The organism is Halomonas shengliensis (genome assembly GCF_900104135.1).
In the GTDB taxonomy this organism is placed as follows: domain Bacteria; phylum Pseudomonadota; class Gammaproteobacteria; order Pseudomonadales; family Halomonadaceae; genus Halomonas; species Halomonas shengliensis.
In genome coordinates, this window is the sequence record NZ_FNIV01000006.1 from 174,386 (window position 1) to 187,488 (window position 13,103).

Consider the following 13,103-nt stretch of genomic DNA (forward strand, 5'->3'; position numbering starts at 1 on the left):
TGGTACGCGGAAAACGTCGCGTCGGAAATGCCATCGGCGCGACATCTGCGCAGGCCGCCTCGGCCGAGGCGCGCCGTCCGGCACCCCGCTTCCGCCCCGTCCGTTCCCGTTCCACCCCAGGTGATGCCGTGGCTCGTTCCCGCACCCCGTCTCCCGATGTCGCCAGGCGCTCCGCCGGCAAGTCCAGCCCCACCAGCAAGACCAGCAAGGGTTGGCTGAAGGAGCACTTCGACGACCAGTACGTGCAGCGCTCCTGGCAGGAGGGCTACCGCTCCCGGGCCAGCTACAAGCTGCTCGAGCTCGACGACAAGGACCGGCTCCTCACCCCCGGCATGACGGTGATCGACCTGGGGGCGGCGCCCGGGGGCTGGAGCCAGGTGGCGGCCGAGAAGGTGGGCAGCGAGGGCGTGGTGATCGCCTCCGACATCCTCGAGATGGATGCCCTGGCCGGGGTCGACTTCATCCAGGGCGACTTCACCGAGGAGAGCGTGCTGGAGGAGATCCTTTCGACCCTGGGCGAGCGACCGGTGGACCTGGTGATGTCCGACATGGCCCCCAACATGAGCGGCATGGCCGCCATCGACCAGCCCCAGGCGATGTACCTGGTGGAGCTGGCGCTGGACCTGGCCGGCCAGACCCTGCGCCCCGGCGGCACCTTCCTGGCCAAGGTGTTCCAGGGCGAGGGCTTCGACGACTATCTCAAGGCGCTGCGCGGTGCCTTCACGCGGGTGGTGACCCGTAAGCCCAGCGCGTCGCGGGCGCGCTCCCGCGAGGTCTACCTGCTGGCGCAGGGCTTTCGCGGCTGAGCCGAGGGCGCGGAGCGGCCGCGATAGCCCCGGCCTACCGGGCCGATGGGCGGACAGCGCCGAACGCGGTGTGTCACAGTGTCTGCTGCGGTGGTCCGCCCGGCGGGCAGTGGCCGAACGCGGCCGGCTCCTGTAGTGTCCAAGGTGCCAGGCCCAGGCGGCCGACAGATTTCAGATATTGAGGGTAGTCCCTTGAACGACATGGCGAAGAACCTGATCCTGTGGTTGGTCATCGCGGCGGTGCTGCTGACGGTGTTCAACAACTTCAGCGTCGACAGCTCACCCCAGGCGATGAACTACTCCCAGTTCGTCCAGCAGGTGCAGAACCAGCAGGTACGCAGCGTCACCATCGATGGCTACACCATCAGCGGTGAGCGCACGGATGGCTCCCAGTTCCAGACCATCCGCCCCGCGGCGGAGGATCCCAAGCTGATGGACGACCTGCTCTCCAACAACGTCACCGTGGTGGGCAAGGAGCCCGAGCAGCAAAGCCTGTGGATGCGGCTGCTGATCGCCAGCTTCCCGATCCTGCTGATCCTGGCCATCTTCATGTTCTTCATGCGCCAGATGCAGGGCGGCGGCGCCGGCAAGGGCGGGCCCATGAGCTTCGGCAAGTCCAAGGCCAAGCTGCTCTCCCAAGACCAGATCAAGACCACCTTCGCCGACGTCGCCGGCTGCGACGAGGCCAAGGAGGAGGTCGAGGAGCTGGTCGACTTCCTGCGCGACCCCACCAAGTTCCAGCGCCTTGGCGGCACCATCCCGCGCGGCGTGCTGATGGTGGGCCCGCCGGGTACCGGCAAGACGCTGCTCGCCAAGTCCATCGCCGGCGAGGCCAAGGTGCCGTTCTTCTCGATCTCCGGCTCCGACTTCGTCGAGATGTTCGTCGGCGTGGGTGCCTCCCGCGTGCGTGACATGTTCGAGCAGGCCAAGAAGCAGGCGCCCTGCATCATCTTCATCGACGAGATCGATGCCGTGGGCCGTTCCCGCGGGGTCGGCATGGGCGGTGGCAACGACGAGCGCGAGCAGACCCTCAACCAGCTGCTGGTGGAGATGGATGGCTTCGAGGCCAACGAGGGCATCATCGTCATCGCCGCCACCAACCGCCCCGACGTCCTCGACCCGGCGCTGCTGCGCCCGGGCCGCTTCGACCGCCAGGTGGTGGTGCCGCTGCCCGACATCCGCGGTCGCGAGCATATCCTCAACGTGCACCTGCGCAAGGTGCCGCTGGCCGACGACGTCAAGCCGTCGCTGATCGCCCGCGGCACCCCGGGCTTCTCCGGCGCCGACCTGGCCAACCTGGTCAACGAGGCGGCGCTGTTCGCCGCGCGGCGCAACAAGCGCCTGGTGGGCATGGAGGAGCTGGAGCTGGCCAAGGACAAGATCATGATGGGCGCCGAGCGCCGCTCCATGGTCATGACCGAGAAGGAGAAGCTCAACACCGCCTACCACGAGTCGGGCCACGCCATCATCGGCCTGGTGATGCCGGAGCACGACCCGGTCTACAAGGTCACCATCATCCCGCGTGGCCGCGCCCTGGGCGTGACCATGTTCCTGCCCGAGCAGGACCGCTACAGCCTGTCGCGCCAGCAGATCATCAGCCAGATCTGCTCGCTGTTCGGCGGCCGCATCGCCGAGGAGATGACTCTGGGGCCGAATGGCGTGACCACGGGGGCGTCCAACGACATCAAGCGCGCCACCGAGTTGGCCCACAACATGGTCGCCAAGTGGGGCCTCTCCGAGGAGATGGGCCCGATCATGTACGACGAGGACGAGTCCCACCAGTTCCTCGGCGCCCCGGGCCAGGGCGGCGGCAAGCTCAAGTCCGGCGAGACCATCTCGCGGCTCGACAAGGAGGTGCGCAAGGTCATCGACGGCTGCTATGCCCAGGCCAAGCAGATCCTCGAGGAGAACCGCGACAAGCTCGACGCCATGGCCGATGCGCTGATGAAGTACGAGACCATCGACTCCACCCAGCTCAAGGACATCATGGAAGGGCGCGAGCCGCGCCCGCCCGAGGGCTGGGATGACCCCAGCGGCGGTGCGCCCACCGGCGGCAGCGAGCCTGAGCCGGTAAGCGACGCCGACACCTCGGAGCCGGTCGACGGCGACCAGGACGACGACGAGGAGCCGCGTCGCCGCCCCTCCGACCCGCTGGGCGGCCCCGCCGGCTCCTGAGCCCGCCGTATCACCCGACGCCAGGCGCCCCCGCGGGGGCGCCTTCGCCATTGTGGCCCCTTATTCCTGTCAACCACACGAGCGACGATGACTTCCCATCCCTCTACCCTGATGTGCGGCCGACACCGGCTCGACCTCTCCTTCCCCCGCGTCATGGGGATCCTCAACGTCACCCCCGACTCCTTCTCCGACGGCGGCCGCCATGCGGCGCTTGACGACGCCCTGCGCCATGCCGAGCGCATGCTGGCCGAGGGCGCGGCGATCATCGACGTCGGCGGCGAGTCGACCCGCCCCGGCGCCGACCCGGTCTCCGCGGACGAGGAGCTCGAGCGGGTCGCGCCGGTGGTGGAGGCGCTGGTGCGCGAGTTCGATGCCCTGGTCTCGGTGGATACCAGCTGCCCCGAGGTGATGCGCGAGTCGGCCGCCCTGGGGGCGGGGATGCTCAACGACGTGCGCTCCCTGGAGCGCGACGGCGCCCTGGACGCGGCGATCGGCAGCGGGCTTCCCGTGTGCCTGATGCATCGCCAGGGGGAGCCTCGCGACATGCAGCACGCGCCCCGCTATGATGAGCCCATCGAGGAGGCGGTGGCCGGCTACCTCGCCGCCCGGGTCGCCGAGTGCGAGGCCGCCGGCCTGCGTCGCGAGCGTCTGCTGCTCGACCCGGGCTTCGGCTTCGGCAAGACCGTGGAGCACAACCTGCGCCTGCTCCATCGCATGGAGCGCCTCACCGAGCTCGAGCTGCCGCTGCTGGTGGGCATGTCGCGCAAGAGCATGATCGGCAAGGTGCTGGAGCGCCCGGTGGAGGAGCGCCTGCCCGGCGGCCTGGCGTTGTCGACCCTGGCCGTGGAGCGCGGCGCCCGCATCCTGCGCGTCCATGACGTGGCTCCCACCGTGGATGCGGTGAACATGACCTGGGCCGTACTCAAGGAAGGTTGCTGATGACACGACGCTATTTCGGAACCGATGGGATCCGCGGCACCGTGGGCGAGCCGCCCATCACCGCCGACTTCATGCTCAAGTTGGGCTGGGCCACCGGCCGCGTGCTGGCGGCGCGTAACCCGAAGCGCCGCCACCGGGTGCTGATCGGCAAGGACACCCGCATCTCCGGCTACATGTTCGAGTCGGCCCTGGAGGCGGGGCTCTCCGCGGCCGGCGTCGACGTGGCCCTGCTCGGCCCCATGCCGACCCCGGGCATCGCCTACCTGACGCGCACCTTCCGCGCCGACGCCGGCATCGTCATCTCCGCCTCGCACAACCCCTTCGCCGACAACGGCATCAAGTTCTTCTCCAGCGCCGGCGCCAAGCTCGGCGATGACGTGGAGGCCGAGATCGAGGCGATGCTGGACGAGCCGCTGGCCACCGTGGCCCCCGACCGTTTGGGCAAGGCGGCACGCATCGACGACGCCCCCGGCCGCTACATCGAGTTCTGCAAGTCCACCATCCCCGACCGGGTCAGCCTCGGCGGCCTCAAGGTGGTGCTCGACTGCGCCCATGGCGCCACCTACCACATCGCCCCCAGCGTGTTCCGCGAGCTGGGCGCCGAGGTCAGCCTGATCGGGGCCAGCCCCGACGGCCTCAACATCAACCACGAGGTGGGCTCGACCCATCCGGCGGCGCTGCGTGCCGCGGTGATCCAGCAGGGCGCCGACCTCGGCGTGGCCTTCGACGGCGACGGCGACCGGGTGCTGCTGGTGGACAGCGATGGCCGCGAGATCGACGGCGACGACATCCTCTACCTGATCGCCCGGGACCGCCAGGTCCGCGGCGAGCTGGGTGGCGGCGTGGTGGGCACCCTGATGTCCAACTTCGGCCTCGCCGCGGCACTCGAGGCGATGGACGTGCCCTTCGAGCGCGCCAGGGTGGGCGACCGCTACGTGATGGAGCGCCTGGCCGCCAACGGCTGGCAGCTGGGTGGCGAGTCCTCCGGCCATATCGTCTGCGGCCATGTCCAGACCACCGGCGACGGCATCGTCTCGGCGCTGCAGGTGCTGGCGATCATGGTACGCGAGGAAAAGCCGCTGAGCCGCCTGCTGGCGGGGCTGGAGAAGGCGCCCCAGGCGCTGGTCAACGTGCGCCTCACCCCGGGCAGCGACGCCCGGGCGGTGATGGCGATGCCGGCGCTCCAGGAGACGGTGAGCGAGGTCGAGGCCGAGCTCGGCGAGGAGGGGCGGGTGCTGCTGCGTCCCTCCGGAACCGAGCCGCTGATCCGGGTGATGGTGGAAGGACGCCCGCACCTCGACGTGGACGGCCTGGCGCGGCGCCTTGCCGAGCGCGTCGAGGCGCTGCTCGAGGGGTGAGGTCGCGAGTCGCCCGGTTGTCTTGACAGGGCCTCTCCTATACCATTTCGCTCCACCTTGAAAGAGGACTCCCCATGCGTACCCCGCTGATCGCCGGCAACTGGAAGATGAACGGTTCTGCCGAGCTGGTGGCGTCCTTCGGCCGTGCCTTCGCCGAGGCCGAGCTGCCCGGTGACCTCGAGGTGGCGATCTTCCCGCCCTTCCCTTACCTGGAGGCGGCGCGGCGCGAGTTCGCCGAGACCCGGATCCGCCTGGGGGCCCAGACCCTCAATCCGCTCCACTCGGGGGCCCATACCGGCGAGGTCAGCGGGGGGATGCTGCGCGAGTTCGGCGTCCAGTATGCGCTGGTGGGCCACTCGGAGCGGCGCCAGCTCTATCGCGAGAGTGACGAGCAGGTCTATGATCGCCTGCTCGCGGCGCTGAGCGTCGACATGACGCCGGTGCTCTGCGTGGGCGAGACCCTCGAGGAGCGCGACGCCGGCCACACCCGCGAGGTGGTGCTGCGTCAGGTGGGGCATGTCATGGCTCGCCTCGAGCCGGCCCAGCGCGCCCGGGTCATCATCGCCTACGAGCCGGTGTGGGCCATCGGCACCGGGCGCACCGCCACGCCGGAGCAGGCCCAGGAGGTGATGGCCGCCATCCGCGCGTACCAGGGCGGTTTCGACCGCGACCTGGCGGCAGGCCTGAGGCTGCTCTACGGCGGCAGCATGAACGCGGGCAATGCGGCGGAGCTGCTTGCCCAACCCGATATCGACGGCGGCCTGGTGGGCGGTGCCTCGCTCAAGGTCGACGATTTCCTAGCCATCTGTCAGTCAGCAGGTTGATTCCATGCAAGTTGCCATTCTCATGATCCACGTGGCGATCGCCATCGCCCTGGTCGTCCTGATCCTGCTGCAGCAGGGCAAGGGCGCCGAGGCCGGCGCCGCCTTCGGCGGCGGTGCCTCCCAGACCGTGTTCGGTTCCCGCGGCAGCGGCGGCTTCCTCTCCAAGGCCACCGGCCTGCTGGCGGCTGCCTTCTTCGCCACCTCCCTGGCCCTGGCCTGGTTCGCCAGCCAGGCCGGCGAGGCGCCCGAGGCGGGCATTCCCGACGCGCGCCTGATCGAACAGCAGAATAACGTGCCGACCCTTGACGACGAGGGCTCGAGCATGGATAATGCTGCGCCAGTGCTGGAGGGCAGCGACGAGCAGTAAGCGTCGTTGCGCAGCGTCCAGCCTCCCCTGATGCCGAAGTGGTGGAATTGGTAGACACGCTATCTTGAGGGGGTAGTGGCCTTACGGCCGTGCGGGTTCAAGTCCCGCCTTCGGCACCATCTGATTCTTCGCGGCGCCCGGGACCATCGGCCGTCGACGATCCTTCAGAAGCAGGATTGGCAACGCGGTGGTTGCCGCTTGACGACAGCGTCGAGTGCGCATAGAATCACCGACCTAGATTGATGCGGGGTGGAGCAGTCTGGTAGCTCGTCGGGCTCATAACCCGAAGGTCGTCGGTTCGAATCCGGCCCCCGCTACCATCTTCCGGCAGGTGCCTTTCGATTCCGGTTAACGAGCCGGCATCGAAGAACGAAGGGGCAGCCAGTTCGGCCGGAGTGGTCTACAGGTTTCATGTGAAAGCCCCTTCCTGTGAAGGGGCTTTTTGTTAGCAGCTTGCCCAGGGCGCCAGGCGCCGGGGCACTGTTCCGGGCAATGCCAATCAGCCACCTGACTTCCCTGTTCACTCCCGGCCAGGTGCCTGATGCAACGGCTGTAGGAGTCTATTCCGTGGCGACCAAGGATGCTGCACTACATGCTCTTGTCGAACCCGTGGTGACCGCCATGGGCTTCGAGCTGTGGGGCATCGACCATCTCTCCCAGGGCAAGCACTCGCGTCTGGTGATCTATATCGACCACCCCGATGGCGTCAATGTCGACGACTGCGCGGACATCAGCCGCCAGGTGAGCGCCCTGCTCGACGTGGAGGACCCGATCCATGGCGAGTATCGCCTGGAGGTCTCCTCGCCGGGGATGGATCGTCCGCTCTACACCCTCAATCACTTCTCCCGCTACCGTGGCCACGAGGTGGCGCTGAAGCTGCGCGTGCCCTTCGAGGGGCGGCGCAAGTTCCAGGGCCTGCTGGCCGGCGTGGAGGGCGACGAGGTGCTGCTGCAGCTCGACGGCGAGGAGTACTGCTTCCCCGTCGACAGCATCGATCAGGCCCGGGTGGTACCGCATTTCGAGGATTAGCACCGCGGCTCAGGGAGCGAGCCCCGCTGGGGTAGCGTTTCGAGCATCGGCACGAGGACAGGTTTTCTGGCGAGGCAAAGGCATGAGTAAAGAGATTCTGGCGGTCGTCGACGCGATCTCCAACGAGAAGGGGGTTCCCCGCGAGGTGATCTTCGAGGCCGTCGAAGCGGCCCTGGCCAGCGCGTCACGCAAGCGCTTCGAGGACGAGGAAGCCAGCGTGCGGGTGCGCATCGATCGCAGCACCGGGGATTACGAGACCTTCCGCCGCTGGGAGGTGGTCGAGGACGACGACTTCGACGGCCCCGACCACCAGATCAAGCTCAGCTTCGCCGAGCGTCGCGACCCGCCCCTGGAGCTGGGCGACGTGGTCGAGGAGCGCATCGAGAACGCCGACTTCGGCCGCATCGCCGCCCAGACCGCCAAGCAGGTGATCGTGCAGAAGGTGCGCGAGGCGGAGCGTGCCGAGGTGGTGCGCCTCTATGCCGACCGCGAGGGCGAGCTGGTCGCCGGCATCGTCAAGAAGACCACCCGTGACGGCCTGATCATCGACCTGGGCGACAACGCGGAGGCCTTCCTGCCGCGCAGCGAGATGATCCCCGGCGAGCGCTACCGCATGAACGAGCGGGTGCGCGCCCTGCTGATCAAGGTCGACCCGGAGGCCCGCGGCGCCCAGCTTATCCTCTCGCGCACCTGCCCGGAGCTGATCATCGAGCTGTTCAGCATCGAGGTGCCGGAGATCGCCGAGCAGCTCATCGAGATCAAGGGGGCCGCCCGCGATCCAGGCTCGCGCGCCAAGATCGCGGTCAAGACCAACGACCGCCGCATCGACCCGGTGGGCGCCTGCGTGGGGATGCGCGGCTCGCGGGTCCAGGCGGTCTCCTCGGAGCTCCAGAACGAGCGCGTCGACATCGTGCTGTGGGACGACAACCCCGCCCAGCTGGTGATCAACGCCATGGCGCCGGCGGATGTCGCCTCCATCCTGGTCGACGAGGATGCCCACGCCATGGACGTGGCCGTCGCCGAGGACAACCTGGCCCAGGCCATCGGCCGCAGTGGCCAGAACGTGCGCCTGGCCTCCGAGCTCACCGGCTGGCGCATCAACGTGATGACCGAGGCCGAGGCCGAGGCCAAGCGCGACCAGGAGATCGACAGCCTGGTGGAGCACTTCGTGCAGCACCTGGACGTCGACGACGATGTCGCCCGGCTGCTGGTGGAGGAGGGCTTCACCACCCTGGAGGAGATCGCCTACGTCCCGGTCGAGGAGATGCTCGAGATCGAGGAGTTCGACGAGGAGACCATCGAGGAGCTGCGCGCCCGCGCTAAGGACGAGCTGCTCAACCTCGCCATCGCCTCCGAGGAGGAGCTGGACGGCGCCCAGCCGGCCGACGACCTGCTGGAGATGGAGGGCATGGAGCGCCACCTGGCCTTCATCCTGGCCAGCCGCGGGATCGTCACCATGGAGGACCTGGCCGAACAGTCCGTCGATGACCTGCTGGACATCGAGGGCATGGACGAGGAGCGCGCCGCGGCACTGATCATGACTGCTCGTGCGCCCTGGTTCGAAGACGACGAATAGCTCGAAGGCGACATGCGCCAGGCGCATCGCGCACAGACAGGGGTCCGATGCCAGGCGTTCGGACCGGCAGTATTCGAAGCGAACAGAATTGGGGTCACGGGCTCAGGAGGGTCTACATGTCAGACATGACCGTTAAGGATTTTGCAGCGAAGGTGGGCCGCGACGTGCCCCGCCTGCTGGAACAGATGAAGGAAGCCGGGCTCGGGCACAAGTCCGAGGGCGACGCGGTGTCCGAGGAGGACAAGCGCCAGCTGCTCGACTACCTGACCAAGAGCCATGGCGGCAGCGCCGAGAAGGCCGCGCCGAAGAATCGCATCACCCTGACGCGCAAGACGCGCAGCCGCATCAAGACCGGCGAGCGCGGCAAGACCATCGAGGTGCAGGTGCGCAAGAAGCGCACCTACGTCAAGCGTGAGGAGGAGAAGCCCGCCGAGGAGCCGCAGGCCCAGGACCAGGGGCCTCGCCAGCTGGTGGGCGACATGGCCGAGGCGGAGGCCAAGCGCGAGGCGCGCCAGGCCGAGGAAGCCAAGGCGCGCGCCGCCGAGGAGGCCGCCCAGGAGGCCGCCGCCAAGCTCGAGGCGGCCAAGGCCGCCGAGGTGCCGGACATCCCGGTGCCGGAGCTCGAGGAGTCGGCCCCGTCCGACCAGCCGCCGGCGCCGCCCAAGGAGGGTCGCACCGATCGCCGCACCGCGCCGCCCAAGAAGTCCTCGGCCAAGAAGGGGCGTCACGAGCGTGATGACGACGATCGCGGCGATCGCGAGGAGCGTCGTCGCGGCGGCAAGAAGGTCAAGCGCGCCGAACGTCGTGGCGGTCGCCGCGGTGGCGGCAGCCAGGGCGGCGGCAAGCACGGCTTCCAGAAGCCGACCCAGCCGATCGTCCGCGAGGTCTCGATCCCGGAATCGATCAGCGTCGCCGACCTGGCCGACAAGATGTCGATCAAGGCCAACGAGGTCATCAAGACCATGTTCACCATGGGCGCGGCGGTGACCATCAACCAGACCATCGACCAGGACACCGCGGCCATCGTGGTCGAGGAGATGGGCCACAAGCCCAAGCTGGTCAAGGACGATGCGCTGGAGGAGGAAGTCCTCGAGAGCATCTCCTACGAGGGCGAGGAGCTCATGCGTGACCCGGTGGTCACCGTGATGGGCCACGTCGACCACGGCAAGACCTCGCTGCTCGACTACATCCGCCAGGCCAAGGTGGCCACCGGCGAGGCCGGCGGCATCACCCAGCACATCGGTGCCTACCACGTCGCCGCCGACAAGGTGAACGGCGACCACGGTGTCACCTTCCTGGATACCCCCGGTCACGCGGCCTTCACCGCCATGCGTGCCCGCGGTGCCAAGGCCACCGACGTGGTCATCCTGGTGGTGGCCGCCGACGACGGCGTGATGCCCCAGACCATCGAGGCCGTGGAGCACTCCAAGGCCGCCGGCGTGCCGATGGTGGTGGCGGTCAACAAGATCGACAAGCCGTCGGCGGATCCCGACCGGGTCAAGAACGAGCTCTCCCAGCACGGCGTCATCTCCGAGGAGTGGGGCGGCGACACCCAGTTCGTCCACGTCTCCGCCAAGACCGGCGAGGGCATCGACGCGTTGCTCGAGGCGGTGCTGCTGGTCTCCGAGGTGCTCGAGCTCAAGGCCGTCCCCGAGGCGCCCGGCAAGGGCGTGGTGGTCGAGTCACGCCTGGACAAGGGCCGCGGCCCGGTGGCCACCGTGCTGGTCCAGAACGGCACCCTGAAGAAGGGCGACATCGTGCTGGCCGGCCTGCACTACGGCCGCGTGCGCGCGTTGACCAACGAGCTCGGCAAGCAGGTCGACGAGGCCGGCCCGGCGATGCCGGTGGAGATCCAGGGCCTCGACGGCACCCCCGAGGCGGGTGACGACTTCATGGTGGTGGCCGACGAGAAGAAGGCCCGCGAGGTCGCCAACTTCCGTCAGGGCAAGTACCGCGAGGTGCGCCTTGCCCGCCAGCAGAAGGCCAAGCTGGAGAACATGTTCAGCCAGATGGGCCAAGAGGAGGCCGCCAAGCTCAACATCGTGCTCAAGGCCGACGTCCAGGGCTCCCTGGAGGCGATCAAGGGCGCGCTGGAGGAGCTCTCCACCGACGAGGTGCAGGTCTCCGTGGTCTCCTCGGGCGTGGGCGGCATCACCGGCACCGACGCCAACCTGGCGCTGGCCTCCGAGGCCATCGTCATCGGCTTCAACGTGCGTGCCGACGCCGCCGCCCGCGAGATCATCGAGCGCGAAGGCCTCGACCTGCGCTACTACAGCGTCATCTACCAGCTGATCGACGAGATCAAGCAGGCGATGAGCGGCATGCTGGCGCCGGAGTGGAAGGAGGAGATCGTCGGCGTGGCCGAGGTCCGCGACGTCTTCCGCGCGCCCAAGATCGGCGCCGTGGCCGGCTGCATGGTGGTCGAGGGCACCGTCTTCCGCAACAAGAAGATCCGCGTGCTGCGCGACAACGTGGTCATCTACGAGGGCGAGCTCGAGTCGCTGCGCCGCTTCAAGGACGACGTCCAGGAAGTGCGCAACGGCATGGAGTGCGGCATCGGCGTGAAGAACTACAACGACGTCCAGGTCGGCGACAAGATCGAGGTCTTCGACCAGGTCAAGGTCGAGCGGACGCTCTGAGCGCCAGGAGCCTAGCATGCGCGAGTTCAAGCGGACCGACCGGGTAGCCGACCAGCTCCAGAAGGAGCTGGCGGTGCTCATCCAGCGCGAGGTCAAGGACCCGCGCCTGGGCATGGTCACGGTGAGCGGCGTCGAGGTTAGCCGTGACCTCGGCTACGCCGATGTCCATGTGACCCTGCTCGGCGAGGACAGCCCCGAGCGTATCCGGGAGAACCTCAAGGTTCTCAAGCAGGCGGCGGGCTTCCTGCGCGGGCAGATCGCCCGGCGCATCAAGCTGCGCCACGTGCCGGAGCTGCGCTTCCACTACGACGAGAGCGTGGTGCGCGGCCAGCGCCTCTCCTCGCTGATCGACGAGGCGGTGCAGAGCGATCGCGCCCGCCACGCCGACGATGCGGGGAGCGACGACGAGGGCGAGCGAGACTGATGGCGCGTCGGCGTCGCGGCCTGCCGGTCGACGGGGTGCTGCTGCTGGACAAGCCCCAGGGCCTCTCCAGCAACCACGCCCTGCAGCGCGCCCGGCGCCTGTTCCAGGCGCAGAAGGCGGGCCACACCGGGACCCTGGACCCCATGGCCACCGGGCTCTTGCCGGTGTGCTTCGGCGAGGCCACCAAGTTCTCGGCCCACCTGCTGGCCTCGGACAAGACCTACCGCACCCGGGTCGAGCTGGGGGCGGTGACCGACACCGGCGATGCCGAGGGCGAGGTGGTCGAGCGCCTCCCGGTGCCGGCGCTGACCGAGGCCGACGTCGAGGGCGTGCTCGAGCGCTTTCGCGGCGAGATCGACCAGGTGCCGCCGATGTACTCGGCGCTCAAGCACCAGGGCCGCAAGCTCTACGAGCTGGCCCGGGAGGGCCGCTCGATCGAGCGTGCAGCCCGGCGCGTGACGGTGTATGATGCCCGGCTTCTCGCCTTCGCGGGCGACGCCTTCGAGCTCGAGGTGACGGTCAGCAAGGGCACCTATGTGCGCACCCTGGCCGAGGACATCGCAAGGGCGCTGGGCAGCGGCGGGCATATCAGCATGCTGCGCCGCCTGGCCACCGGCCCCTTCACCGCCGAGGGCATGCTGACCCTCGCGGCGCTGGAGGCCCTGCCCGACCAGGCCGCCCGGGAGGCCGTGCTGCTGCCGGTGGACGTGCTGGTGGCGCACCTGCCGCGCCTCGAGGTCGACGGCGCGGCGGCAGAGCGGCTGACCCACGGCCAGCGGGCCGGCGTCGACACCGCCGACCTGGCGCTGGGCGAGACGCCAAGACTCTACCGCGACGGGGCCTTCCTGGGCCTCGGCGTGGTGACGGCGCCACAGGAGGTGGCGCCGAAACGGCTGCTGAGCACCGCGGCCGACTAGGGAGCAACGCCGAGACTGCAAATATGCGTGGTCTCACCCATTCATCATT

Annotated in this window: 11 protein-coding genes and 2 tRNA genes; all 13 read left to right on the plus strand. The window is 68.7% G+C overall.

Annotation, left to right across the window (positions count from 1 at the left end; genetic code table 11):
• The first annotated feature begins 128 nt into the window (after positions 1-128).
• Complete coding sequence (rlmE, locus tag BLP95_RS10940; protein WP_089679230.1) at positions 129-806, plus strand: 23S rRNA (uridine(2552)-2'-O)-methyltransferase RlmE; 678 nt, start codon at positions 129-131, stop codon at positions 804-806.
• A 192-nt stretch (positions 807-998) separates the two neighbouring features.
• Positions 999-2,981, plus strand: a complete 1,983-nt coding sequence (gene ftsH / locus BLP95_RS10945; protein WP_089679233.1) for an ATP-dependent zinc metalloprotease FtsH — start codon at positions 999-1,001, stop codon at positions 2,979-2,981.
• 87 nt (positions 2,982-3,068) lie between these two features.
• Positions 3,069-3,920 (plus strand): dihydropteroate synthase, encoded by an 852-nt coding sequence (folP, locus tag BLP95_RS10950; protein WP_245678740.1) that lies wholly within the window; start codon positions 3,069-3,071, stop codon positions 3,918-3,920.
• On the plus strand, positions 3,920-5,278 hold the full coding sequence (glmM, locus tag BLP95_RS10955; protein ID WP_089679236.1) for a phosphoglucosamine mutase: 1,359 nt from the start codon (positions 3,920-3,922) through the stop codon (positions 5,276-5,278). Before folP ends, glmM begins: the two co-directional genes overlap by 1 nt.
• A 74-nt stretch (positions 5,279-5,352) precedes the next feature.
• The gene (gene tpiA / locus BLP95_RS10960; RefSeq protein WP_089679239.1) at positions 5,353-6,102 is read left to right on the plus strand and encodes a triose-phosphate isomerase; all 750 of its coding nucleotides are present in this window, start codon (positions 5,353-5,355) and stop codon (positions 6,100-6,102) included.
• Positions 6,103-6,106: 4 nt separating this feature from the next.
• Positions 6,107-6,469, plus strand: coding sequence for a preprotein translocase subunit SecG (gene secG, locus BLP95_RS10965; protein WP_023005018.1), 363 nt, complete (start codon positions 6,107-6,109; stop codon positions 6,467-6,469).
• A gap of 32 nt (positions 6,470-6,501) precedes the next feature.
• A tRNA-Leu gene (locus BLP95_RS10970) sits at positions 6,502-6,588 on the plus strand.
• A gap of 124 nt (positions 6,589-6,712) precedes the next feature.
• A tRNA-Met gene (locus BLP95_RS10975) sits at positions 6,713-6,789 on the plus strand.
• A 247-nt stretch (positions 6,790-7,036) separates the two neighbouring features.
• The gene (gene rimP / locus BLP95_RS10980) at positions 7,037-7,498 is read left to right on the plus strand and encodes a ribosome maturation factor RimP (RefSeq protein WP_089679242.1); all 462 of its coding nucleotides are present in this window, start codon (positions 7,037-7,039) and stop codon (positions 7,496-7,498) included.
• An 82-nt stretch (positions 7,499-7,580) separates the two neighbouring features.
• Positions 7,581-9,074 (plus strand): transcription termination factor NusA, encoded by a 1,494-nt coding sequence (gene nusA, locus BLP95_RS10985; protein WP_089679247.1) that lies wholly within the window; start codon positions 7,581-7,583, stop codon positions 9,072-9,074.
• Between the two features lie 116 nt (positions 9,075-9,190).
• Positions 9,191-11,713 (plus strand): translation initiation factor IF-2, encoded by a 2,523-nt coding sequence (gene infB, locus BLP95_RS10990; RefSeq protein WP_089679250.1) that lies wholly within the window; start codon positions 9,191-9,193, stop codon positions 11,711-11,713.
• A gap of 16 nt (positions 11,714-11,729) precedes the next feature.
• Complete coding sequence (gene rbfA / locus BLP95_RS10995; RefSeq protein ID WP_089679253.1) at positions 11,730-12,137, plus strand: 30S ribosome-binding factor RbfA; 408 nt, start codon at positions 11,730-11,732, stop codon at positions 12,135-12,137.
• Positions 12,137-13,054 carry a tRNA pseudouridine(55) synthase TruB gene (gene truB / locus BLP95_RS11000; RefSeq protein WP_089679256.1) on the plus strand — a complete coding sequence of 306 codons (918 nt, stop codon included), beginning with the start codon at positions 12,137-12,139 and terminating at the stop codon, positions 13,052-13,054. The genes rbfA and truB overlap by 1 nt, the downstream gene beginning before the upstream one ends.
• The last annotated feature ends 49 nt before the right edge of the window (positions 13,055-13,103 follow it).